Origin of the sequence: Micropruina sonneratiae, assembly GCF_025972045.1 — a bacterium.
Lineage (GTDB): Bacteria > Actinomycetota > Actinomycetes > Propionibacteriales > Propionibacteriaceae > Micropruina > Micropruina sonneratiae.
In genome coordinates this window covers 356,496-378,859 of record NZ_JAPDHX010000003.1, presented here as the reverse complement: position 1 = coordinate 378,859, position 22,364 = coordinate 356,496, and the positions used below count along the sequence as shown (strand labels likewise).

24 protein-coding genes are annotated in these 22,364 nt (G+C 70.0%); 6 read left to right on the top strand and 18 right to left on the bottom strand.

The window, feature by feature from the left end; translation table 11 throughout:
• From mnhG to OIE40_RS09955, 11 genes are all read right to left on the bottom strand, one after another.
• Positions 1 to 459, bottom strand: coding sequence for a monovalent cation/H(+) antiporter subunit G (gene mnhG, locus OIE40_RS10005; protein WP_264702050.1), 459 nt, complete (start codon positions 457 to 459; stop codon positions 1 to 3).
• On the bottom strand, positions 456 to 770 hold the full coding sequence (locus OIE40_RS10000) for an MrpF/PhaF family protein (RefSeq protein ID WP_264702049.1): 315 nt from the start codon (positions 768 to 770) through the stop codon (positions 456 to 458). The genes mnhG and OIE40_RS10000 overlap by 4 nt, the downstream gene beginning before the upstream one ends.
• Positions 767 to 1,330, bottom strand: coding sequence for a Na+/H+ antiporter subunit E (locus OIE40_RS09995; protein ID WP_264702048.1), 564 nt, complete (start codon positions 1,328 to 1,330; stop codon positions 767 to 769). Before OIE40_RS09995 ends, OIE40_RS10000 begins: the two co-directional genes overlap by 4 nt.
• A complete protein-coding gene (locus OIE40_RS09990; protein WP_264702047.1) occupies positions 1,327 to 2,868 on the bottom strand; it encodes a Na+/H+ antiporter subunit D in 1,542 nt (513 codons plus the stop codon). Before OIE40_RS09990 ends, OIE40_RS09995 begins: the two co-directional genes overlap by 4 nt.
• Positions 2,865 to 3,293 carry a Na(+)/H(+) antiporter subunit C gene (locus OIE40_RS09985; RefSeq protein ID WP_264702046.1) on the bottom strand — a complete coding sequence of 143 codons (429 nt, stop codon included), beginning with the start codon at positions 3,291 to 3,293 and terminating at the stop codon, positions 2,865 to 2,867. Before OIE40_RS09985 ends, OIE40_RS09990 begins: the two co-directional genes overlap by 4 nt.
• The gene (locus tag OIE40_RS09980; RefSeq protein WP_264702045.1) at positions 3,290 to 6,277 is read right to left on the bottom strand and encodes a Na+/H+ antiporter subunit A; all 2,988 of its coding nucleotides are present in this window, start codon (positions 6,275 to 6,277) and stop codon (positions 3,290 to 3,292) included. The genes OIE40_RS09985 and OIE40_RS09980 overlap by 4 nt, the downstream gene beginning before the upstream one ends.
• A 101-nt stretch (positions 6,278 to 6,378) precedes the next feature.
• Complete coding sequence (locus tag OIE40_RS09975) at positions 6,379 to 7,032, bottom strand: nucleoside/nucleotide kinase family protein (RefSeq protein ID WP_264702044.1); 654 nt, start codon at positions 7,030 to 7,032, stop codon at positions 6,379 to 6,381.
• Positions 7,013 to 8,506, bottom strand: coding sequence for a CPBP family intramembrane glutamic endopeptidase (locus tag OIE40_RS09970; RefSeq protein WP_264702043.1), 1,494 nt, complete (start codon positions 8,504 to 8,506; stop codon positions 7,013 to 7,015). Before OIE40_RS09970 ends, OIE40_RS09975 begins: the two co-directional genes overlap by 20 nt.
• On the bottom strand, positions 8,503 to 8,913 hold the full coding sequence (gene ndk / locus OIE40_RS09965) for a nucleoside-diphosphate kinase (RefSeq protein ID WP_264702042.1): 411 nt from the start codon (positions 8,911 to 8,913) through the stop codon (positions 8,503 to 8,505). The genes OIE40_RS09970 and ndk overlap by 4 nt, the downstream gene beginning before the upstream one ends.
• Before the next feature lie 33 nt (positions 8,914 to 8,946).
• On the bottom strand, positions 8,947 to 9,291 hold the full coding sequence (locus OIE40_RS09960) for a DUF4233 domain-containing protein (RefSeq protein ID WP_264702041.1): 345 nt from the start codon (positions 9,289 to 9,291) through the stop codon (positions 8,947 to 8,949).
• Positions 9,288 to 10,622 (bottom strand): bifunctional folylpolyglutamate synthase/dihydrofolate synthase, encoded by a 1,335-nt coding sequence (locus OIE40_RS09955; protein WP_264702040.1) that lies wholly within the window; start codon positions 10,620 to 10,622, stop codon positions 9,288 to 9,290. Before OIE40_RS09955 ends, OIE40_RS09960 begins: the two co-directional genes overlap by 4 nt.
• A 127-nt stretch (positions 10,623 to 10,749) precedes the next feature.
• Here OIE40_RS09955 and OIE40_RS09950 point away from each other — a divergent pair, with 127 nt between their 5' ends.
• Genes OIE40_RS09950 through OIE40_RS09940 form a run of 3 tightly spaced genes read left to right on the top strand, consistent with a single transcriptional unit; the run spans position 10,750 to position 12,795 of the window.
• The gene (locus tag OIE40_RS09950) at positions 10,750 to 11,280 is read left to right on the top strand and encodes a MauE/DoxX family redox-associated membrane protein (RefSeq protein WP_264702039.1); all 531 of its coding nucleotides are present in this window, start codon (positions 10,750 to 10,752) and stop codon (positions 11,278 to 11,280) included.
• Between the two features lie 2 nt (positions 11,281 to 11,282).
• Positions 11,283 to 12,056, top strand: coding sequence for a DsbA family protein (locus OIE40_RS09945; RefSeq protein WP_264702038.1), 774 nt, complete (start codon positions 11,283 to 11,285; stop codon positions 12,054 to 12,056).
• Positions 12,049 to 12,795 (top strand): DsbA family protein, encoded by a 747-nt coding sequence (locus tag OIE40_RS09940; RefSeq protein WP_264702037.1) that lies wholly within the window; start codon positions 12,049 to 12,051, stop codon positions 12,793 to 12,795. Before OIE40_RS09945 ends, OIE40_RS09940 begins: the two co-directional genes overlap by 8 nt.
• Positions 12,796 to 12,949: 154 nt before the next feature.
• Here the strand turns inward: OIE40_RS09940 and OIE40_RS09935 are convergent, their stop codons facing one another.
• The 4 genes from OIE40_RS09935 to OIE40_RS09920 form a co-directional block, all read right to left on the bottom strand.
• Complete coding sequence (locus tag OIE40_RS09935) at positions 12,950 to 13,249, bottom strand: hypothetical protein (protein ID WP_264702036.1); 300 nt, start codon at positions 13,247 to 13,249, stop codon at positions 12,950 to 12,952.
• Positions 13,246 to 13,776: a PadR family transcriptional regulator gene (locus OIE40_RS09930; RefSeq protein ID WP_264702035.1), complete on the bottom strand. Its 531-nt coding sequence runs from the start codon at positions 13,774 to 13,776 to the stop codon at positions 13,246 to 13,248. Before OIE40_RS09930 ends, OIE40_RS09935 begins: the two co-directional genes overlap by 4 nt.
• 285 nt (positions 13,777 to 14,061) lie before the next feature.
• A complete protein-coding gene (locus OIE40_RS09925) occupies positions 14,062 to 14,484 on the bottom strand; it encodes an SRPBCC family protein (protein WP_264702034.1) in 423 nt (140 codons plus the stop codon).
• On the bottom strand, positions 14,481 to 14,849 hold the full coding sequence (locus OIE40_RS09920) for an ArsR/SmtB family transcription factor (RefSeq protein ID WP_264702033.1): 369 nt from the start codon (positions 14,847 to 14,849) through the stop codon (positions 14,481 to 14,483). The genes OIE40_RS09925 and OIE40_RS09920 overlap by 4 nt, the downstream gene beginning before the upstream one ends.
• Before the next feature lie 86 nt (positions 14,850 to 14,935).
• Between OIE40_RS09920 and valS the strand changes: the two genes are divergently transcribed.
• Together valS and OIE40_RS09910 are read left to right on the top strand one after the other, a co-directional pair.
• Positions 14,936 to 17,527, top strand: a complete 2,592-nt coding sequence (gene valS / locus OIE40_RS09915; protein ID WP_264702032.1) for a valine--tRNA ligase — start codon at positions 14,936 to 14,938, stop codon at positions 17,525 to 17,527.
• Positions 17,524 to 17,985 (top strand): septum formation family protein, encoded by a 462-nt coding sequence (locus OIE40_RS09910; RefSeq protein ID WP_264702031.1) that lies wholly within the window; start codon positions 17,524 to 17,526, stop codon positions 17,983 to 17,985. The genes valS and OIE40_RS09910 overlap by 4 nt, the downstream gene beginning before the upstream one ends.
• A gap of 53 nt (positions 17,986 to 18,038) precedes the next feature.
• On the opposite strand, the gene ptsP is transcribed toward OIE40_RS09910, so the two are convergent.
• A complete protein-coding gene (ptsP, locus tag OIE40_RS09905; RefSeq protein WP_264702030.1) occupies positions 18,039 to 19,724 on the bottom strand; it encodes a phosphoenolpyruvate--protein phosphotransferase in 1,686 nt (561 codons plus the stop codon).
• Positions 19,721 to 19,990, bottom strand: coding sequence for an HPr family phosphocarrier protein (locus tag OIE40_RS09900; RefSeq protein ID WP_264702029.1), 270 nt, complete (start codon positions 19,988 to 19,990; stop codon positions 19,721 to 19,723). Before OIE40_RS09900 ends, ptsP begins: the two co-directional genes overlap by 4 nt.
• Before the next feature lie 286 nt (positions 19,991 to 20,276).
• Between OIE40_RS09900 and OIE40_RS09895 the strand changes: the two genes are divergently transcribed.
• On the top strand, positions 20,277 to 21,035 hold the full coding sequence (locus OIE40_RS09895; protein ID WP_264702028.1) for a helix-turn-helix transcriptional regulator: 759 nt from the start codon (positions 20,277 to 20,279) through the stop codon (positions 21,033 to 21,035).
• Position 21,036: 1 nt separating this feature from the next.
• On the opposite strand, the gene clpX is transcribed toward OIE40_RS09895, so the two are convergent.
• Entirely contained in the window at positions 21,037 to 22,332 is a 1,296-nt protein-coding gene (gene clpX, locus OIE40_RS09890; RefSeq protein ID WP_264702027.1) for an ATP-dependent Clp protease ATP-binding subunit ClpX, read from the bottom strand.
• Between the last annotated feature and the right edge of the window lie 32 nt (positions 22,333 to 22,364).

Genomic DNA, 22,364 nt, shown 5'->3' with positions numbered 1-22,364 from the left:
TCAGTCGGGCTCGGGGCGTCCGTAGTCGAAGGGTTCGGGCGGAGTCTCAAACCGGTGGCTGCTCGGCCGGTCGGTGCCCCGCTCGGGACGGAACTCCTGGTTGCGGGTGAACCCGGCGTCCCGCAGGTCCTCGGCGAGTTCGTCCACGACCAGGTCCTCCGGCTCCCACTCGCCGGAACGGTACGCCACCCGGCCGATCAGGTGCCCGGCGACCGGAACGGTGATCACCTGCATGGCCATCACCAGCGCCAGGCTCAGCCACACCTTCACGTCGTGGATGGAGAACCCCACCCCGAGCACCACCAGCAGCAGGCCGAACACCTGTGGCTTGGTCGCGGCGTGCATCCGGGCGAGGATGTCGGGGAAGCGCACCAGCCCGACGGCCCCGCCCAGGCAGAAGAAGGCGCCGCCGACCAGCAGTAGGGCGCCGATCAGTTCGAAGCCGTCGTCGGGAGTCATCGCGGCTCCTCGGCATCGTCGTCGCGGCGGTAGCGCTGGCGATCCGCCGCGCCGGGGGCCAGCATCCGGGCCACGCTCACCCCGCCGGTGAAGGCGACCATGGCCAGCACCAGCAGGATGGACAGCCCGCTGGTGTCGGCGAACATCACCATCATCAGGCAGATCGCCACCAGCACCACCGACACCAGCACGTCGGCGCTGACGATCCGGTCCAGCGACGACGGCCCGGTGGTGAGTCGCCACAGCGCGAGGCACGCGGCCACCAGCACCATCGCGATCGCCAGCCACAACAGGACCTGGGTGATGATCATGACGCCGCCTCTCCCCTGGCCCGGGCGATCTCCGCCTTCGAACCCATCGCCTCGAGCACCCGGCGCTCCACCTCGAGGGCCCGCGCCCGCGCCTGTTCGACCCCGCCCGCCTGCTCTTCGGTGTCGACGATGTGCAGGTACAGGACGCGGTTCGAGCGCCGCGCGTCGATGACGATCGAGCCGGGCACGATCGAGATGATCTCGGCCGTCTGCACCTGGTAGAAGTCCTGGTTGGTGTGCAACCGGACCCGGATCACCGCCGGGTAGAAGTCGATCTCCCGGCCGAGCGACTGCATCGTCAGCCGGTAGGACGCCACGGCCAGGTCGCGCAGCGTGGTGAACAGCAGCTTCACCAACCCGATCGGGTGGGGCCGTCCGTGGTAGCGGATCGGCGGCAGCGGGAAGGTCACGGTGATCAACCAGGCCAGGGCGATCCCGACCAGCAGGTCGAGCAGCGAGTAGTTGCCCCATAACACCACCCAGACCAGGGCGAGCATCGCGATCGCCCGCCACTGCAGGCGGAACCGCAGCCGGCGACGGCTCGACGAGCGTTTCATCATCCGTTCACCCCCGACAGCACCGCCTCGATGTAGGAGTTGCCGAGCAGCGCGCCCGCAGCGCGGTCGACGTACTCGTAGAGCGGCCCGGCGGCGAAGGTCAGCGCCAATCCCAGCACCACCAGGAAGGCGGTCGCACCCACCATCACGCCCGGCAGCTTGCCCGCGCGCGCGTCGTCGTCGTCCGCGACCACCTCGTCGGGGGCGAGCGGGCCCAGCACCGGCGTCCCCCAGAAGGCGCGGCCCCACACCTTGGCCACCGCGTACAGGGTGAGGAGACTGGTCAGCACGCTGCCGAAGACGAGCGCCCAGGCCACCGGCGTCCCGACCTCGACGCCCGCCATCAGCAGGCCGAGCTTGCCGACGAAGCCGGACAACGGCGGGATGCCGGCCAGGTTCATCGCCGGAACGAAGAAGAGCACGCCCAGCACGGGCGCGGTCGCGGCCAGCCCGCCCAACCGATCCATCGAGGTCGACCCGCCGACCCGCTCGATCAGCCCCGCCACCAGGAACAGTGAGGCCTGCACGGTGATGTGGTGCGCGGTGTAGAAGATCGCACCGCCCAGGCTGGCCTGAGTCGCCAACGCAACCCCGAACATCATGTAGCCGATGTGACTGACCAGCGTGAACGACAGCAGACGTTTGATCTCGGACTGGGCGATGGCGCCCAGGATGCCGATCACCATGGTGGCCAGCGCCGTCCAGCCGAGCAGGTCGGTGAGCGGACTGTTGGAGAAGATCAATGTCTGGGTGCGCAGGATGGCGTACACGCCCACCTTGGTGAGCAGGCCCGCGAACACCGCCGTCACCGGCGCCGGCGCTGTCGGGTACGAGTCCGGCAGCCAGAACGACAGCGGGAACACCGCCGCCTTGATCGCGAACACGACCAGCAACAGCAACTGGATGCCGATCGTGACGTCGCCCGGCAGCTCGGCGAAGCGCAGGTTGAGCTGAGCCATGTTGACCGTGCCGGTGGCGCCGTAGATCACCGACAGTGCGGTCAGGAACAGCAGCGAGCTGACCAGGTTGATCACGACGTAGATCGAACCCGCGCTGATCCGCTCGCCGGTCCCGCCCATGGTGATCAGCACGTACGAGGCGAACAACAGGATCTCGAAGCCGACGAACAGGTTGAACAGGTCGCCGGCCAGGAACGCGTCCGACACCCCGGACGACAGCAGCAGGAAGGTGGGGTGGAAGATCGACACCGGGGTTTCGCGGTGCACCTCCTCCTCGTCCTGGCCGGTGGCGTAGATCAGGACGCCGAGGGTGACCAGTGACGCCACCGTCAGCATCAACGCCGCCAGCCGATCGGCCACCAGCACGATGCCGAGCGGCGCCCAGGCGCCCACCCACAGGGCCTGGACGCCGTGCGTGTCGGTGATCCAGATGAGCGCCCCGGCGACGGCGGAGACGCCGGCCAGGGTGAGGATCGACACGGCGCGCTGCAGGCGCGGCCGGCGTCCCAGCAACAGGGTGAGGGCGGCGCCGAGCATCGGCAGCAGCACCGGCAGCGGCAGCAGGTTGTTGAGGTTGTTCATTCGCTCACCACATCGTCGCCGGTGTCGGTGAACCTGATCTCCTCGAAGCTGTCGGACGCCTCGTCGGCCTCGGCCAGTTCGCGGATGCGGGTGTCCTCGACGTCGTCGGCGACCTCGTCGTGGCCGTTGAGCTGGAACGACCGGTAGGCCATCGTCACCAGGAACGCCGCGGTGGCCAGGGCGATCACGATCGCGGTCAGCACCATCGCCTGCGGCAGCGGATCCGACATCTCCTCCTTCGGCGTGACGCCGATCAAGGGCGGCCCGCCGGCGGCGCCCGAGGCGACCAGGAAGAGCAGGTTCACGCCGTTGCCGGCGACCATCACGCCCATCAGGATGCGACTCAGCGAGCGCTCGGTGATCAGGTAGACGCCACAGGCGACCAGGGCTCCGGCGATGATCGCCAGCGTCACGTTCGGGCTCATCGGGTGCTCCCCCGTCCACCCGGCGCGCCGCCGCCGTGGGTGCTGTAGCGGGTGATCCGGTCGTCCTCGGAGGCCAGCGCGGGCCTGGTCCGGGTCGACTCCGGCTCGGGCACCGGTGCCTGGTCCTGCTCGGACTGGATGTCGATGCCCGCGCCCAGCGAGCGAGTCAGGTCGAGCACGACGCCGATCACGATCAGGTATACGCCGATGTCGAACACGGTCGAGGAGACCAGGTGCATCTCGCCGAACAGCGTCCACTCCCCCCATGGGGTGGCCAGCGACTCCCAACCGGGAATGATCACCGTGAGGTCGTAGCTCTGGAAGATCTTGCCGCCCAGCAGGGCCGGCGCCACCGCGCTGAGCACCGACACCCCCAGGCCGAGGCCGAGCAGGCGTCCGGCGTCGAACGGGGCCGCCTCGTCGAGCTCACGGCGTCCGGCCGCGAGATAGCGGATCATCAGCGCGATCCCGGCCACCAGGCCACCGGCGAAGCCGCCGCCGGGGGCGTTGTGCCCGGCGATCAGCAGGTAGAGGGAGACCAGCATCAGCACGCTGAACATGATCCGCGTCACGACCTCGAAGATCAGCGAGCGCGAACGCGGGTCGAGGGCGCCGCTGGCCCGCAGCCACATGCCCCGGGCACCGAAGGACGAGTCGCCCTCGCGGGGCCGGACGCGCTGCACCCGCGAGCGCAGGAAGATCAAGCTGGCGACCCCGGTGGCCGCGATGACCAGCACCGAGATCTCGCCGATGGTGTCCCACGCGCGGGTGTCCACGAGGGTGACGTTGACGATGTTCTTGCCGTAGCCGAACGAATAGGCGGCCTCGTAGTACTGCACGGAGACCGGTTCGGCGACCCGGGCGCCGGCGGCGACCAGGGCCAGCAACGACACGCTGGCGCCGACCATCGCGGCCAGCACCGTCCGCCACCACCGGGTGGAGCGCAGCGGACGGTTGGTGAAGTACTTGGGCAGCCGGCGCAGCACCATGACGAACACGATCAGCGACACCGTCTCGACCAGCACCTGGGTGAGGGCCAGGTCGGGGCCGCCGTGCAGCAGGAACAGCAGCGCGGTGCCGTAACCGGTCGCACCCACCAGCAGCAGGGCGCGCAGCCGCCCGCGGGAGGTCGCGGCCAGCACCGCCGCGACGATCATCAACGCCCCGATCAGTGCCTGCGGCAGGTAGTCCCACGGCCGGATCGAGGCGGGCCAGTGCACGGTGAACAGCAGCGAACCGCCGGCCAGCACGACCACGACGGCCAGCACGATCGAGGTGTAGCTGGCCAGGGAGCCGCGTTGGGTGCGGGCCGTCACCTCGACGGCGACGGAGTCGACCTTCTTCATCGCCGCCGTGTACAGCTCGTCGGCGCCGACCACCTTCGGGAAGGTGCCCTGCACCCTGGCGATGGCCTCGCGCTGCCAGAACAGCACCGCGCCCAGGGCGATGGCCAGCAGCGACAGCCACAGCGGCACCGTGAACCCGTGCCACAGGGCGAGGCCGTGGCTCTCGTGCCCGGTGGCGAACCGGGCCGCATAGGGCTGGAGCAGGGCGGTCAGCGGTTCACCCGCGAAGCCGCCGACCAGGCACAGCGTGCCGAGCAGGACGGGGGCGGAGACGAAGCCGACCGACGGCCGGTGCAGGTGCACCGCCTCGACGTCCGCCTTGTCGGAGAAGGCCCCCCACCACCAACGCAGCGTGTAGGCGACGGTCAGCACCGAGCCGAGCACGACCGCCGCGAGCAGCAGCACGGCCAGCATCGGGGTGAGCCCGGTGCCGTCGCCGCCGGCCTCGGTCAGGTAGGTGAGCGCCTCGAGCGCGGACTCCTTGGCGATGAAGCCCAGGGTGGGCGGCAGCCCGGCCATGGACGCCGCCGCGACGCCCGCGACGACCGCCACCACGGGCAGCTGTCTGGCCAGGCCGGTCAGCCTGGTGATGTCGCGGGTGCCTGCGGAATGGTCGATCACGCCGGTGATCAGGAACAGGGTCGACTTGAACAGCGCGTGCCCGATCAGCATCGCCATGCCGGCCAGTGCGGACGCCCGGGTGCCGAAACCGCTGAGCAGCACCATGAAGCCCAGCTGGCTGACCGTGCCGTAGGCCAGCAGCAGTTTCAGGTCGTTCTGCCGCAGCGCCCGCCAGCCGCCGAGGATCATCGTCGTCGCGCCGAGCAGGGCGACCGCGGGCCGCCATCCCGGGACGCCGGCGAAGGCCGGCGCCATCGCCGCGACCAGGTAGACGCCGGCCTTCACCATGGCCGCGGCGTGCAGGTAGGCCGAGATCGGCGTCGGCGCGGCCATGGCTCCCGGCAGCCAGAAGTGGAACGGCACCAGCGCCGACTTGCTCAACGCGCCCACCAGCATCAGCAGGGCCGCGATCGTCGCCAGGGTGCCGGTCGGCGGGGTGGCCAGGATCGCGGACAGGCTGAAGGTGCCCGCCTGCACCCCGAGGGTGACGATGCCGACCAGCATGGCCAGCCCGCCGGTGGTGGTCACGATCAGCGCGGTCACCGCCGCGGACCGGTTGGCCCGCCGGGTCGGGTCGTAGCCGATCAGCAGGTAGGAGAAGACCGTGGTCAGCTCCCAGAACACGTAGAGCAGCACCAGGTCGTCGACGGTGACCAGGCCGAGCATCGCCGCGGCGAACGCGGTGAGCACACCCATCGTCCGAGGATTGGCGCCCGAGTCGAAGTACCACCGGCAGTACAGCAGCACCAGGGCACCCACCCCGGTGACGATCAGGGCGAGCACCCACTGCAGCAGCGCCACCCGGTACTCGACGACGACGCCGAGTCTGGCGATCCACACCCCGGACTCCGTATAGACGCCGCCGCCGGTGACCAGCGGGGCGAGGCTCAGCAGCCAGCCGAAGCCGACCGCCGGCGCCAACGCCATCACGAGGTAGCCGCGGGGACCGATCGAGCGGGCCAGGATGGGCGCGCACAGGGCCATCACCAGGTGGGCGATGACGATGCTGCTGATCACGGGTCCCTCTCTCGACCAGGGACGGCCGGATCGCGGGCAGGGCTGGGGATGGGCAGTCTATCGGTGTCGGGAGGGGTGGACGCTCGGCGGCCCGGGCGGCATCAGCTGTTGTCGACGACCAGATCGGCCCGCTCGGCCGGATGCTGCGCCGCCACGTAGAGCCGCTGGCCCTCGACGTAGCGATGGTTGCGCGGGTCGTCGGGGTCGGGGGGCGACCCGTCGCGTTCCGCGAGCCGACGGACGCTGACCTCGGGCGGCACCTCGAGCCAGGCCGACAGGTCCCACACCTTCCGGCCGCGGGCGTCCCGGAGCTGGTCGGAGTGCAGGAACATTCCGTCGACGACGACCACTACCGGGTCGGGGGCGACCTCCCACGGCGGGCTGAGCGGCGTCTCGGTGGCGTAGTCGTAGGACTTCGGGCGGTAACGACCGCCGCCCTCGGGGCCGAGCGGCTCGAGGACGTCGTCGACGAACCGCCGGTAGTCGTAGGTGTCGCTGACGAAGCCCTCCGGCGAGCTACGACCCTTGGCGTAGCGTCGCTCGGGCGGGTTGAGGAAGTCGTCCAGCGAGATCCGGATGACCCTCAGCCCCGAATCGGTGAGTTCGGTGGCCAGGTCGTTTGCGAACGTCGTCTTGCCGGCCCCGTCCACGCCGTCGACGGCCACCAGCGTGCGGCCGGCCCGGGGACGGATCCGCGAGACCAGCCAGGCGAGGCCGGCCTTGCGGGCCAGCGGCTCAGTGGGTCTGGTGTCCATCGTCCTGCCTCCACGGCGGGCGGGCCGGGTGCGCCTGGTCGGGCTGCGCGGGCCACGCAGCGGCGGCGGGTCCGGGCACGGCCATCCCGGCCGGTACGGCCACCCCGGCGGGGAGGGCGACCGCGGCAGGCGCAGCGGCGCGCACGATTCCACGCAGCTTCGCTCGCCACAGCACCAGCGCCAACGACCCGGCCAGGATCGCGAACTGCACCAGCAGCACCGGACTGCCGGTGCCCTCGCTGCGGTTGAACATGTCGGAGAAGTCGGTGAACGGAAGGAAGGTCATCGACACCACGTTGTTGACCGCATGCATCGCAACGGACGCCTCCAGCCCACCGGTGCGCCAGGCCAGCAGCGACGAGATCACGGCGAAGAACAGGTAGAAGGCGTTCAGCCAGGGGTCGCCGGCGCCGTGCAGCAGCATGAAGATCACCGCGGTCACCAGCGTGCTGAGGACCAGTCCGGCCGTGGTCGGCAGCCAGGCGGCGATCGACCGCTGGCCCAGGCCGCGCAAAAGGTACTCCTCGCCCGCCGACTGCAGCGGAGTGGTGAGCAGGATCGCGGCCAGCATGAACCCGGTGTCGGGCGTCACCCGCAGCCCACCCAGGCCCCCGCTGAGCACCACGTCCATCACGAGGCTGATCCCGAACAGCGGCAGGATCCAGACCACGCACTCACCGAACCAGCGCCAGCGGAAAACACCGGTCACCGCGGACATCCACCGCGGCCGCTGCCCGAAGCAGGCCCATTGGGTGAGGCCGGCGATCGGGACGCAGGCGGCCAGCGCCACGTTGTTGGCGAGGAAGAACGCCGGCGTCATGACGAAGGCGTCCAGCGAGGTGTAGTTGTCCATCGTCGTGCGACCCGTGCTGATGTCGTAGAACATCGCGGGCAGGGTCAACAGCGTGCTGGCGATGAAGAACAGGGCCGCACCCATCAGCAGGGCCAGCACCGGACGCCACCAGCGCAGCCGGGGCGTGCGCAGGAACTCGTGGTACTGGCGAGGCTCGACGGGCAGTGCGGGCGGCGGGCCGAGCTGCTGCGGCTGCGGCAGCCACGGGTGCGGTGCCGGGCCGAACTGCTGGGCCGGCTGCCAGGGCTGCGTCGCACCGAACTGCTGCTGGCCGGGCGCCGGGGCCTGCTGCCAGGGCTGCGGCGCGGTGCCGAACTGCTGGCCGGGTACCGGGGCCGGCGGCCAGGGCTGCGGCGCACCAAACTGCTGCTGGCCGGGCGCCTGGGCCGGCGGCTGCTGATCAGGCTCGTGCAAGGTGGGTGCGGACGGCGTCCGGCCGGTCTCCTGGGCGGACGGCCCCGCCTGCTGCCACGGCTGCTCCTGCGGGGAGGCCGGGTCCCGCTGCCAGGACTGGCCGTGCGCTGCGGGCTGCCAACCGGGCTCGGGCCGGCCGGAAGGGACGGGTGGGATTCCCGACGACCCCTGGCCCGCGGGGGGAACCGACTGCGGCGACTGGGTCATGCGAACGCCGGGAACCACAGCGCGATCTCGCGCGCGGCGCTGCCCGGCGAGTCGGAGGCGTGCACAACGTTGGCCTGGTTCGACAGCGAGAAGTCACCGCGGACCGAGCCCGGCGCCGCCTTGCGTCCGTCGGTCGCACCGTTGACGAGCCGGACCACCTCGATCGCGGAGTCTCCTTCGAGGATCAACGCCACCAGCGGCCCCGCCGTGATGAAGTCGCGCAGCGAGGGATACCACGGCTGTTCGATGTGCTCGGCGTAGTGTGCGTCCGCGAGTTCGGGCCCGATCACCCGCTGTTCGAGCGCGACGATGGCCAGGCCCTTGGTCTCGTACCTGGACAGAATGGCGCCGACCAGACCGCGACGCACCGCGTCCGGTTTGATGATGACGAAAGTCCGCTCGCTCATGACGGTCAACCTTAGCCGTGCGCGCCCTCGCGCTCAGCCGGCCGTCCGCGTCGCCTCGAGCCGGCGACCCAGCACGAAGGTGATGACGAACAGCAGCAGGAACATGCCGCCGACCGCGAACATCATGTCGACCGCGAAACCCAGCGCGACACAGGCCAGTTGAGCGAGCCAGGCGAGCACCCAACCGATGCGGCGCCGCATCAGCCCGGCGGCGACCAGGCACAGCGCCATGGCCGCACCACCCAGCCCCAACGCCTGCCCCAGCGGCGCGTCGGCCACCTGGATCATGCCGGGGATCGCCAGGCCGCAGCAGATCGCCTCGAACAGCAGGATCGCCATCAGCACCTTGTTCATCGGGTTCGTCGGCAGCAGGCTCATCGGTCGTCGTCCTCCCGCACCAGCAGCGCCCGCGCCTCGCCGGCGGCGATCACCGACCCGGCGATCAGGACGCCGGCGCCGGGCCCTGCGTCGTCGGCGAGGGCCACGGCGGCCTCGATGGCGTCGGCCATCGACGCCGCCACCCGGACCCGGTCCTCGCCGAACACCTCGGCGGCCCGTTCACCCAGCGCGTCGGGGCTGAGCGCCCGGTCGGTTGAGGCGACGGCTGTGCACACGACCGTGTTCATCTCGGCCTCGAACACCTCCAGCACCCCGGTGATGTCCTTGTCGGCCATCATCGCCACGACGCCGATCAGCGGCGCGAACCCGAACGCCTCGGTGATCGCGGCGATGGTGGCTCGGGCGCCGTGCGGGTTGTGGCAGGTGTCCAGCACCACCGTCGGCGAGCGCCGGACCACTTCGAGCCTCGCCGGCGCCACCACGTCGGCCAACCCCTCGGCGATGACGTCGGGGGCCAGCGGCTTGCCGCCGAGGAACGCCTCCACCGCGGCGACGGCCAGGGCGGCGTTGCGTGCCATGTGCTCGCCGAACAGCGGCAGCAGTACGTCGGCGACCGGTCCGCCCGAGGTGTCCAGGCGCAGCACCTGGCCGCCGACGGCCGGCGTCCGCTCCAGCAGGCCGAACTCGACGCCCTCGCGGTACACCTTGGCGCCGACCTCGGCGCACCGCTCCAGCAGCACGGCGGCGACCTCGGGGTGCTGGGCGGCCAGCACGACGTGCGAACCGGGCTTGATGATGCCCGCCTTCTCGGTCGCGATGTCGGTCAGGTTGTCGCCGAGCAGGTGGGTGTGGTCGAAGTCGATCGGGCAGATCACCGCGACCTGGGCGTCCATCACGTTGGTGGCGTCGGTCACCCCACCCAGGCCCACCTCGACGACGGCGACGTCGACGGGGGCCTCGGCGAACGCCTCGTAGGCCAGTGCGGTGATCAGCTCGAAGAAGGTCAGTCCGATGCCGTCGATCGCCCGGGCATCGACCATGTCGACCAGGGGCTGGCTGTGGGTGACGAGCTGGTCGAAGGTCTCGTCGTCGATCGGACGACCGTCGATGCTGATCCGCTCGTTCACCTCGACCAGGTGCGGGCTGCTGAACCGTCCCGTGCGCAGCCCCAGTGCCCGCAACAACGCGTCGATCATGATGGCCGTGCTGCCCTTGCCGTTGGTGCCGGCGAGCTGGATGACCGGGTAGGCGTCCTGCGGCGAGCCCAGCAGGTTGCACAGCGCCTGGACCCGCGCGGTGCCGGGCGCCACCCGGTGTTCGGGCCAGCGCGAGACGAGCTGCCGGACGATCTGGGCGTGTGTTTCGGGCATGGTGCGGCCAGCCTAGTGCCCACCCGCGCTCGCCCAACTACCGAGCGCTCGCGAAGCTTCGCGAGCGCTCGGTAGTTGGGCGAGCGCGGGTGGGGAGGGGTGGCGGGAGGCTCCCTATACTGACCGCATGCCGCGCCCCCTAGCCGATCGACGCTGGGTCGGCTGGGCGACGTTCGCCGCGCGGCAGATCCTGGGCATCGTGCTGGTCGTCGCCGGAGCGCTGAAACTGCCGTGGCCGGAGGCGTCGGTGCAGGCCGTCCGCGCCTACCAGTTGCTGCCCTTCGACCTCACCCGTCCGATCGGCTACGCCCTGCCGGTGCTCGAGGTGATCGTCGGCCTGCTGCTCATGCTGGGGCTGTTCACCCGGCTGGCCGCCTGGATCGGCGCCGCGGTGATGGTCGCGTTCATCGTCGGCATCTCGTGGGTGTGGGCGCACGGCATCTCGATCGACTGCGGCTGCTTCGGGGGTGGCGGCGCGTCCGAGAACGGCATCGCCCAGTACCCTTGGGAAATCGCGCGCGACGTCGGCCTGTTGGCGTGTGGCGTCTGGGGGGGCCTGTTCCCCCGCTCGCCACTTGCCCTCGACACCTGGCTGTTCGGCGCCGCCGAGAGCATCGACACCGACGTCACCGAAGACGAAGATCCCGAGGAGTCCTGACCATGAGCCAGAGTCGCCGCGAAGCGCTGCGCCGTCAGCAACAGGCACAGGCCAGAGCCAAGCGGACGCAACGCATCGTCATCGTCGGCGCGATCGTGCTCGCCGTCGCCGTGGTGGCCGTGTTCGCCACCATCTTCCTGAGCCAGCTAAACAAGGGCGGCAACCCGGTCGCCGGTTCCCAGGCGACGCCGGTCAACGCCACCTCCGACAGCACCGGCATCATCGTCAACCCCGGCACGTACGCCGACGGGGCGCCCAAGGTCGAGATCTTCCTCGACTACCAGTGCCCGGTCTGCAAGCAGTTCGAGTCGATGCACGGCGCCACCCTCGACGAGATGGCCAGTGCCGGCCAGATCCAGCTGATCTACCGCACGATGACGTTCCTGGACAACAACCTGCGCAACGACTCGTCGCTGAAGGCGGGCATCGGCGCAGCCTGCGCCGACAACGCGGGCCAGTATTCCGCCTACCACAACGCGGTCTTCGCCGGCCAGCCCTCCACGGAAGGCACCGGGTACACCACCCAACAGCTGCGGGTCGACTTCCCCGCCACCGCCGGCATCACCGGGGACGCCCTGAGCGGCTTCCAGAACTGTTACGACACCAAGGCCACCCAATCGTTCGTCGAGGGCACCAACGAGAAGGCGTCCGAGGCGGGAGTCAACTCGACGCCCACGATCCAGGTGAACGGCACCAAGCTCGACAACAACACCGTCTTCTCCGCCAGTACGGACGCCTTCAAGCAACTGCTGCTGACCACCAAGGGCAATGGCTAACGCGTCCCGGCGCGAGAAGCTGCGGGCGGCGCAGGAGGCTCAGCAGAAGCGGCGCCGGACCCGCATCATCGCGGCCGTCGGCGTCATGGTCGGAGCCGCGGTCGCGATCGCGATCATGCTGTGGTCGACCCTCGGCGGGGCCCCCGGCCAGCAGTCCGCCAACCGCCCCCCGAACGCGACCGCTGCCGGCGACGGCATCGTGGTGAACCCCGGCAAGGCGTCCGCCGGCGCCCCGAGGGTCAACCTGTACCTCGACTACCGATGCAGCCACTGCGTCACCTTCGAGGAGAAGTACGGCCTGACCCTCGACTCGATGGCCGACGAGGGCACGATCGAGTTGGTCGCCAACACCAAGGTGTTCCTCGACAAGGGTGACGACAACGGGCTGTCGCACAAGGCTGCGATGGCAGCGGCCTGCGCCGACGTGGCCGGGGTCTACAACGACTACAGCCAGGGCATCTTCTCGGCCGCCTACAACGGCGAGTACACCGACAACCTGTTCCGCGTCGAACTGCCCGAACGCACGGGCATCACCGGCGACACGCTCACCCAGTTCCAGGCGTGCTACGACAACAAGTCGATGCTCGGCTGGGTGAACGGGGTCGAGGAGGCGTCCAGCAAGGCGGGGGTGAACGCCACCCCGACGATGATGGTGAACGGCAAGACGATCGACCTGGCCACGCTGCCCGACGACGTCAGCAAGCTGCCTGAGTACATCGCGGACGCCGCCTCGAGCTGAGCGTCCCGCGTCCTCAGTCGGGGGCCACGACAGCCGACGCCACGCCAGCACGATGCTGAGCTCCCCGCCCGGCGCCGGACGCCAGGCAGAGCTGGAACACGGCCAGCCCTGCGAGCGGAGTCACCGCAACGACGGCGGCGGGAGCGGCCATCGGTCAGCGTCCGCTGAACACGGCGGCGAGGAACGACAGGTAGAGCAATCCGGCCGCTCCGGCGCTGAGCTGCGAGAGCCGATTCCACCGTGCGGTGCGCGCAGCGGCGGCGAAGGCGACCGTCAGTAGCAGCCACACCACCGTGTGGCCGTGCTCGACCAGCACCTTTCGCGGCCCGTCCAGGCCCTCGCTGCCGACCCCGTCGCCGACCGTGCCGAAGATGGCCGCCACGATCCCGGCGGCCACCGCGGCCAGCCCGTAGCCCACCCGTGCGCGCGTGGGCGGATCCCCGGCGCCGGTCACGACAGATCTCCGGAGAGTTCGTCGACCCAGTCGAGCAGAACGGCGCTGGACCGCAGGCCGTAGTCGAGGGTGGCGCGCTGGTAGTGGTACAGCCCTCGGTGCTCGGCGGGCACGTCGACGGCATCCAGTTCGGACGCCAACCGGCCCAGCGCGTCGGCCTGCTCGGCCACCGCGGCCCGGACGCCGGCCAACGACACGGCCCGGTCGGCCGGGCGCAGCCTGCCGAGCAGGAACACCTTGGCCAGGATCACCCGCTCGGCCTCCACGCCCGGTTCGACCGGCGCCAGCATCCACTCCCGCCACTGGCGCTCACCCTGCTCGGTGATCGCGTGCAGCTTGCGGCCCCGGGCGTCGCCCTGCGCCGCGGTGACGGTCACCGACCCGTCGCGGACCAGCACCTGCAGTGCCCGCTGCAGGCTGCCGAAGCTGGCGCTGTAGAACAGGGAAATGCCTGCGGTGAATCGCGTGCGGACCTCGTACAACGTCAGCGGCTCGCTCAGCAACAGGCCGAGGATCACGAACTGCACGCCTGCCTCCTGTCCCCCTGTGAGCCAGACACAATATACCTCATAGGTATATCTGGATCCAGTCGGACTCGACCTTTGCCGGTCGATCCGTGTCGAGACCCCGCGCGGGGATCCCGGCGTCCGGCGGGATGACGGGAAGGCGTCATCACCTCATCCAGGGCTCGCCAGGGAACCACGCTCCGTCATCCCAGGGCTCGCCAGGACCCCAGCTTCGTCATCCCGCGCTTGCCCCGGGATCCCCGCCACCCTCGCCGGATCCTGGCCGGTCGGCCTCGATCTGGGTCCTCACCTGGCGGCAAGGGCGTCGAGCACGAACGCCCAACCCTGGCGGTAATCGTCGGCGGCGTCCGGCGTCGTCCAGGGGCCGGTGTGCCGCAGCAGCACGCGGGTCGCCTCGCCCTCGGCCACCAACCGCACCTCGACCTCGTCGGCCGGCTGCTCGACCGTTCGTCCGTCGTCGATGTCGAACCAGATCCAGCTGAACACCAGCCGTTCGGTCGGCTGCACCACGCGGAAGGTGCCGCGCACCCCGATGCCCTGCACCGGCGCTTCGATGCGGTAGTCGCCGCCGGGCCGGGCGTCGACCGCGTAACCGACCCCCTTCCAGGTGTGCCACCACCAGGACGCCAGCCCCTCCGCGGTGGTCCAGGCCGTCCAGACCTGCTGCCGGGAGGCCGGGATCAGCCGGTCGATGTCGAGCTGGTTCATGCGTCTCCGTCCGGGTCACCGGGAGCTCTTGACGGCTCCCCGGCGGGCGCGGCGAAGGCGTCGGCCAGCGCGTCGAGTTGGGTGTTCCAGAAGGCGCTGCGCTCGGCCAGCCAACCCGCGTAGCGACGCAGCGGTTCGACGAGCAGCCGGTGGGTGACCACCCGTCCGGCCTTGGTCGACTCGATCAGCCCGGCGGTGGTGAGCACCGCCAGGTGCTTGTGCATGGCCGGCAGGCCGATGCCCAGGACGCCGGCGAGCCGGCTGCTGCTCGCCGGGCCGCTACCGAGCAGCGTGACCGCCTGCCGGCGACCGGGATGGGCCAACGCGGTGGCGACCGCGTCCAACCCGTCCATATACTTCACCATATGGCGAAGTATATGGGTGGAGTCGATCGGTGACCACCCCGGTGCCGGATTCGTGGCCGCGGGCACCGGTTTCATAAGATGCGTCCATGACCGCGCCAACCCGCTCGACCGTGCCCACCGCGACTCCCCAGTCGGGTGCGGTAGTAGCGGTGCCCGACCGCCCCGCCCTGGAGGGCCTGGAGGACAAGTGGTCGCAGCGCTGGCAGGCCGACGGCATCTACACGTTCCGGCGTCCGGAGTCGCGTGAGCAGGTGTTCAGCATCGACACTCCCCCGCCGACGGTCTCCGGATCGCTGCACGTGGGGCACGTGTTCAGCTACACCCACACCGACCTGGTGGCTCGCTACCAGCGGATGCAGGGCAAGCACGTGCTGTACCCGATGGGCTGGGACGACAACGGCCTGCCCACCGAGCGCCGGGTGCAGAACTACTACGGCGTCCGGTGTGATCCGTCGGTGCCCTACGACCCCGACTTCACCCCGCCCGCCAAGCCGGACCCCAAGCGGCAGGTGTCGATCAGCCGCAAGAACTTCATCGAGCTCTGCCACGAGCTGACCCAGGTCGACGAGCAGGCCTTCGAGAACCTGTGGCGGACGCTCGGGCTGAGCGTCGACTGGGACAACCACCTGTACGCGACCATCTCGACCGACGCGCTGCGCATCTCGCAGAAGGCGTTCCTGCGCAACGTCGAGCGCGACGAGGCGTACCTGGCCGAGGCGCCGACGGTGTGGGACGTCACCTTCCAGACCGCCGTGGCCCAGGCCGAGCAGGAGGCCCGCGACTACCCGGGTCACTACCACCGGGTCGCGTTCCACCGCCCCGGCGGGGAGCCGGTCCACATCGAGACCACCCGGCCGGAGCTGCTGCCCAGCGTGTGCGCGCTGATCGCCCACCCTGACGACAGCCGGTACCAGGCGCTGTTCGGCACCACCGTCACCTCGCCGGTGTTCGGCGTCGAGATTCCGGTGCTGTCGCATCCGGCGGCCGAGCCCGACAAGGGCGCCGGCATCGCGATGTGCTGCACCTTCGGCGACGCCACCGATGTGCAGTGGTGGCGCGAACTGCAACTGCCGACCCGCACCGTCATCCAGCGCGACGGACGCCTGGCGCGCGAGACGCCGGACTGGCTGGTGAACGCCGAGCCGTACGCGCAGTTGGCCGGCAAGACCCCGTTCTCGGCCCGTGAGGCGATGGTGGCGCTGCTGCGCGCCTCCGGCGACCTGGCCGGAGAGCCGACCCCGACCACCCGCAAGGCGAACTTCTACGAGAAGGGCGACAAGCCGCTCGAGATCGTCTCCAGCCGGCAGTGGTACATCCGCAACGGCGGCCGTGACGACGACCTGAAGCAGGCGCTGCTGCGCCGCGGCGAGGAACTCAACTGGGTGCCCGACCACATGAAGCACCGCTACGCCAACTGGGTCAACGGCCTCAACGGTGACTGGCTGATCAGCCGGCAGCGCTACTTCGGCGTCCCGTTCCCGGTGTGGTACCCGGTGGACGCCGAGGGCGAGCCCGACCACACCCGACCGATCTTCGCCGCCGCCGAGACACTGCCGGTCGACCCGTCCTCGGACGTGCCGCCCGGCTACACCGAACAGCAGCGCGGCCTGCCCGGCGGCTTCGTCGGCGACCCCGACATCATGGACACCTGGGCGACCTCGTCGCTGACCCCGCAGATCGTCTGCGGCTGGGATTCCGACCCGGAATTGTGGCGGCTCACCTTCCCGATGGACTTCGCACCGCAGGCCCACGAGATCATCCGCACCTGGGTGTTCGGCCGGGTGGTGCGGGCGCACTTCGAGGAGCACCACGTGCCGTGGAAGACCGTCGCCGTCTCGGGCTTCGTGGTCGACCCGGACCGCAAGAAGATGAGCAAGTCGCTCGGCAACACCATCGTGCCGACCGACATCCTGCAGCGCTACGGGGCGGACGCCGTCCGCTGGCGCGCGGCGATGACCCGGCCAGGGATGGACTCCCCCTTCGAAGAGACCGGCATGAAGGTCGGCCGCCGGCTGGCCATGAAGGTGCTCAACGCGTCCAAGTTCGTGCTCGGCATCGGCGAGGGCCCGCTCGGCACCGAGGCCATCACCGAAGCCGTCGACCTGTCCATGCTGGCCGGCCTGCGGCGGGTGGTGCAGCGTGCCACCGCCTCGTTCGAGGCGTTCGACTACTCCACCGCGCTGGAGGTCGCCGAACGGTTCTTCTGGTCGTTCTGCGACGACTACCTGGAACTGGTGAAGGAGCGCGCCTACGGTGCCCAGGGCGACGGGCCGGCGGCGTCCGCGCGGGCGGCCCTGCGGCTCGCGCTCGACGTCCAGCTGCGGCTGTTCGCGCCGTTCATGCCGTACGTCACCGAAGAGGTCTGGTCGTGGTGGCGCGACGGCTCGGTGCACCTGAGCCGGTGGCCGGTGGCCGACGAACTGCCCGGCGACGGCGACCCGGCGGTGCTGGCCGACGTGTCCGAGGTGCTGATGGGCATCCGCGGCGCCAAGTCGACCGCGAAGGTGTCGATGAAGACCGAGGCCGCGTCGGCAGCCGTGTCCGGTCCGCAGGCGTCGCTCGAACGGCTGGAGCCGGTGCTGGGTGACCTGACGGCGGTGGGTCGCATCGTGGGTGACGTCACCACCACGGCCACCGAGGGTCCGTTGCACGTCGAGATCGTCCTGGTCGGCCAGTGAGGCTGCGGTCTGCCGTCGCCTGGGCGGCCTGCGGACTGCTCCTGGCAGGCTGCGTCACCGGGGCGCCGCGCAACACCGCCGGGCAGGTGACGGAGTCCGCCTCGGTCGACCCGTTCCAGGTCTCCGTCGGTGACTGCACGGGCCCGATGACGGAGGGCGACGTCGACAGCCTGCAGGTACTGCCCTGCGAGCAGGCGCACTACTACGAGGCGTACGCCTCGACGGCCCTGGAGGGCACGGACTTCCCCGGCGACAACGAGGTGCGCAAGCAGGCCGACAGTTACTGCGCCGCGCAGTTCAAGTCGTTCGTCGGGCTCGCCACCAAGAACTCCAGCTACGAGATGTACTACATGTACCCGGTCGAGGACTCGTGGACGATCGGCGACCGTGAGGTGCTGTGCCTCGCGGGATCCAGCAAGGGCGGCATCGAGGGTTCGCTCAAGGGCGCCAAGAAGTAGCCCGGAGGCCGAACGGGCCGGCGAGCGAACTCGCCGGCCCGTTCGCGGATGGATCAGAGCAGGTCGCGCATGATCGGGTCGGCCATCGACAGCACGACCTCGCGAGCCTCCTGCGGTCCGACGGACGCCCGAGCGGCGGCCGCCATCTGCTGGCACTGAGGCAGGTCGTGCAGCGCCAGCGCCGTCCGGACGGCCCGGACCTTGCTGGCCGCCATCGACAGGCTGGACACCCCGAGACCGGCCAGGACGAGGGCCAGCAGCGGATCGCCACCGGCCTCGCCACAGACGCCGACGGGATGCCCTGTCTTGGCCCCGCCGTCGCAGGCGTAGTAGATGATGTCGAGCAGTGCCGGCTGCCACCGGTCGAGCAGCACCGACAGCTCACCCTGCATCCGGTCGGCGGCCATCGTGTACTGGCCCAGGTCGTTGGTGCCGAGACTGGCGAAATCGACCTCGCTGAGCACGTCGAACGATCGCAGCGCCGCGGCCGGCACCTCGATCATCACGCCCACCTTGGGCAGGCCGATCGCCCGGACCCGCTCGGCGAACCAGGCGGCCTCCTGACGGGTGGCGATCATCGGCGCCATCACCCACAGGTTTCCGTTGGTCGCCTTCCACGCGTTGTACAGCGCCTGCAGCTGGTCGTCGAGCAGGTCGGTGCGCACCGCGCTGAGCCTGATGCCACGGCGTCCGAGTGCCGGGTTCTCCTCTTCGCCGAGATCGGCGAAGGCGAGCGGCTTGTCAGCACCGGCATCGAGGGTGCGGACGACGACCTTGCGGTCGCCGAACGCCTCGAGTACCTCGGTGTACGTCGCGGTCTGTTCGTCGACGGTCGGCGCCGTGTCACGGTCCAGGAACAGGAACTCCGAACGGAACAGCCCCACGCCCTCGACGTCCATCGCGGCCGCCTTGTGGGCGTCGGCAGCGGTGCCGATGTTGGCCAGCAGCTGGATCGGATGGCCGTCCTTGGTGGTGCCCTTGCCCGAGCCGGCGGCGAGCGCCTTCTCGCGGCGTGCCTTGCGGTCCTGCAGGGACTGCTTCTCCTCGTCGCTCGGGTCGACGATGATCTCGCCCACACCGCCGTCCAGCGCAACACTGGTGCCGAACGGTACGTCGAGGATGCCGGCCGCCTGAACGATCGCGGGAATGCCGAGCTGCGCCGCAAGGATCGCGGTGTGGCTGGTCGGTCCCCCGGCGGAGGTGATGATGCCCAGGCAGGTCTCGGTCGACAGGGTCGCGGTTTCGGCCGGCGCCAGGTCGATCGCCGCCAGCACGCTGGGGGCGGTCAAGGTCGGGACGCCGGGCTCGGGCTTACCGAGCAATCGGGCGACCGTGCGGTCACGGACGTCGCGCAGGTCGGTGACCCGCTCGGCCATATAGCCGCCCAGCGACTCGAACATGGCGCAGTACTCGTCCACGGCGTCCGAGACCGCCCTGGTGATGCCCTTGCCGGTTTGCAACTGGGTGTCGATCGCTCCGGCGAGACCCGGGTCGCCGGCCATCATGGCACCGGCCTCCAGGATCGGCTTGGCGTGCGCATCGGCGTTAGCGGCCTTGGCCAGCAGCCCGTCGGCGACCGCCTTCAGCGTGTCGCGAACCTGGGTCGAGGCGGCCGCCGCATCGGTGGTGGGCGCCTCGTCCGCGGGCGGGGTGGGTGGGGGGTTGACGATCACCAGGGGGCCGACCGCCACGCCCGCACTCACGCCGATACCGGTCAGCGTCGAGTGAAGATCGCTCATTCGGCGTCCAGATCCCGTTCGAGCAACGCGACCAGGGAATCGAGGGCGGCGTCTGCGCCGTCGCCCTCGGCGGACAGGGTGACGACCTCACCGTTCTTGGCGCCGAGTGCCATCACGCCCAGGATGCTGCGTGCGTCGACCGGGTTTCCACCCTGCTTGGCGATGGTGACCGGAAGGCCGGTCGCCGTGGCGGCCTGGACGAAGATGGAGGCGGGACGGGCGTGCAGGCCGACGGACGAACCGATAGCGACTTCACGGGTGGCCATGGATGGACTCCTTTGTGCGAATGGCCCCAGAGGACCTGGGTGATGACTCGGCGTACGCGAGTCGCGACGCCTGCGGTCTTTGCCAATATATGGCGCTCGGCTAGGGGGTATCAAGGCGCGGGAGGTCGCTCGGCAGACTCGCACCAAGGCCGCATGGACCACGGACTATTGAGCTGTAATACGCAGTTGTGCCACCGTATCTGTGCAAGCGCCCAGTGGCTCCTGTGCATGATCGGGAGGAGCCGAGGTGATTGATTCCTGCATTATCGGCCGAAGGGACGAGCAGGTGGCTTCACATGAGGGGGGAACGCCACGCGCCGACACCGCAACAGTGGTGTTGGACATGCTGTGCTCGGCCATGCACGCCCTCACTCTGGGCCACGCCGCCGACCAGATCATCTGTCGCCAACTGGGTAACGCGCTGAATGCCGACGTCGCGGTCACCATCGCCCTGCACCCCGACCGGCCCGACCAGGTGGTGTGTACGTGGCCCGACAGCCCGCTCGCCACCACCATCGGCGACAGCCTGCTGCGTCGCGGACTACAGGCCGGCGAGGAGGACTTCCGGGTCGAGTACGTGGCCGATCTCGGCCATGTCGCCTCGATGTGGATCCGACCGGCGGACCCACCGGGCGCCAACGGGCCGGGCCGGCTGCTGGCCTTCGTCCGGACGCAGCCGTTCACCCCCGGCTGCCGTGCGCTGCTCGACCGCGCCCGCGACGCCCTGGTGGCGCTGTGGCCGCATGCGGCACGATTGGTGCGCGCGCACGACGCGCAGGACTGGGTACGGACGGCCGTGGCCACCAACCACATGACCGACCGCGAACTGCAGGTGCTGGGGCTGCTGGCCGAAGGCTTGCTCGCCACCTCGATCGCGTCACGGCTGCAGCTCTCGCCGCGTACCGTGCACAAGCACTTGGGCAACATCTACCGCAAGCTCGGCGTGCACGACCGGCTGGTCGCGGTGAGCATCGCCCGGCTGCAGGGGCTGGTCGACACCTACCCCTCGAGTCCGTCGAGCCCCGGGCTGCAGGCCAGCGGCTGACTCAGGCGCTCTTCTCGCGCCGGTCGCTGCGGGCCACCTTGGCCCGCGAGACCAGCGTGGGCGCCACGCCGTCGCGGACCACGCTCTCGGTGACCACGACGCGGGCGACGTCGTCGTCGCTGGGCACGTGGTACATGACGTTGAGCAGGATCTCCTCGAGGATCGAACGCAGCCCGCGAGCACCGATGCCCCGGTGCAGCGCCATGTCCGACACCGCCGCGATGGCCTCGTCGGTGAACTGCAGGTCGACGCCGTCCATCTCGAACAGCTTGCGGAACTGCTTGATCAGCGCGTTCTTCGGTTCGACCAGGATGCGCACCAGGGCGGCGGCGTCGAGTGAGGCCACCGTGGAGATCATCGGCAACCGGCCGATGAACTCGGGGATCAGCCCGTAGCGGTGCAGGTCCTCGGGGCGCACCTCTTCAAACGGGTTGGCCGAGGCGGGCTTGCGCACCGCGGCGTCGTTGTTGAACCCGAGCGGACGCTTGCCGACCCGGGCGTTGATGATCTCCTCGAGCCCGGCGAACGCGCCGCCGACGATGAACAGGATGTTGGTGGTGTCGATCTGGATGAAGTCCTGGTGCGGGTGCTTGCGGCCGCCCTGCGGGGGTACGGACGCGGTGGTGCCCTCGAGGATCTTCAGCAACGCCTGCTGGACGCCCTCACCGGACACGTCGCGGGTGATGGAGGGGTTCTCGCTCTTGCGGGCGACCTTGTCGATCTCGTCGATGTAGATGATGCCCGTCTCGGCCTTCTTCACGTCGAAGTCGGCCGCCTGGATGAGCTTCAGCAGGATGTTCTCGACGTCTTCGCCGACGTAGCCGGCCTCGGTCAGCGCGGTGGCGTCCGCCATGGCGAACGGCACGTTCAGCATGCGGGCCAGGGTCTGGGCGAGGTAGGTCTTGCCGCAGCCGGTGGGGCCGATCAGCAGAATGTTGGACTTGCCGAGCTCGACCGACTCCTCCTCGGCCGCGCGGCGTCCGGACGGATTGGTGGCCTGGGCCTGCACCCGCTTGTAGTGGTTGTAGACGGCGACGCTGAGCGCCTTCTTCGCCACCTCCTGGCCGATCACGTAGGAGTCGAGGAAGGAGCAGATCTCGCGTGGCTTGGGCAGGTCGTCGAGCAGGCCGACGTCGGCCGCCTCGGAGAACTCCTCCTCGATGATCTCGTTGCACAAGTCGATGCACTCGTCACAGATGTACACACCTGGACCCGCGATCAGTTTCTTGACCTGCTTCTGGCTCTTTCCGCAGAACGAACACTTCAGCAGTTCGGAGGTCTCCCCGATTCGTGCCACCGCCGCCCTCCTTCCCGTGATGGCCACCCTAG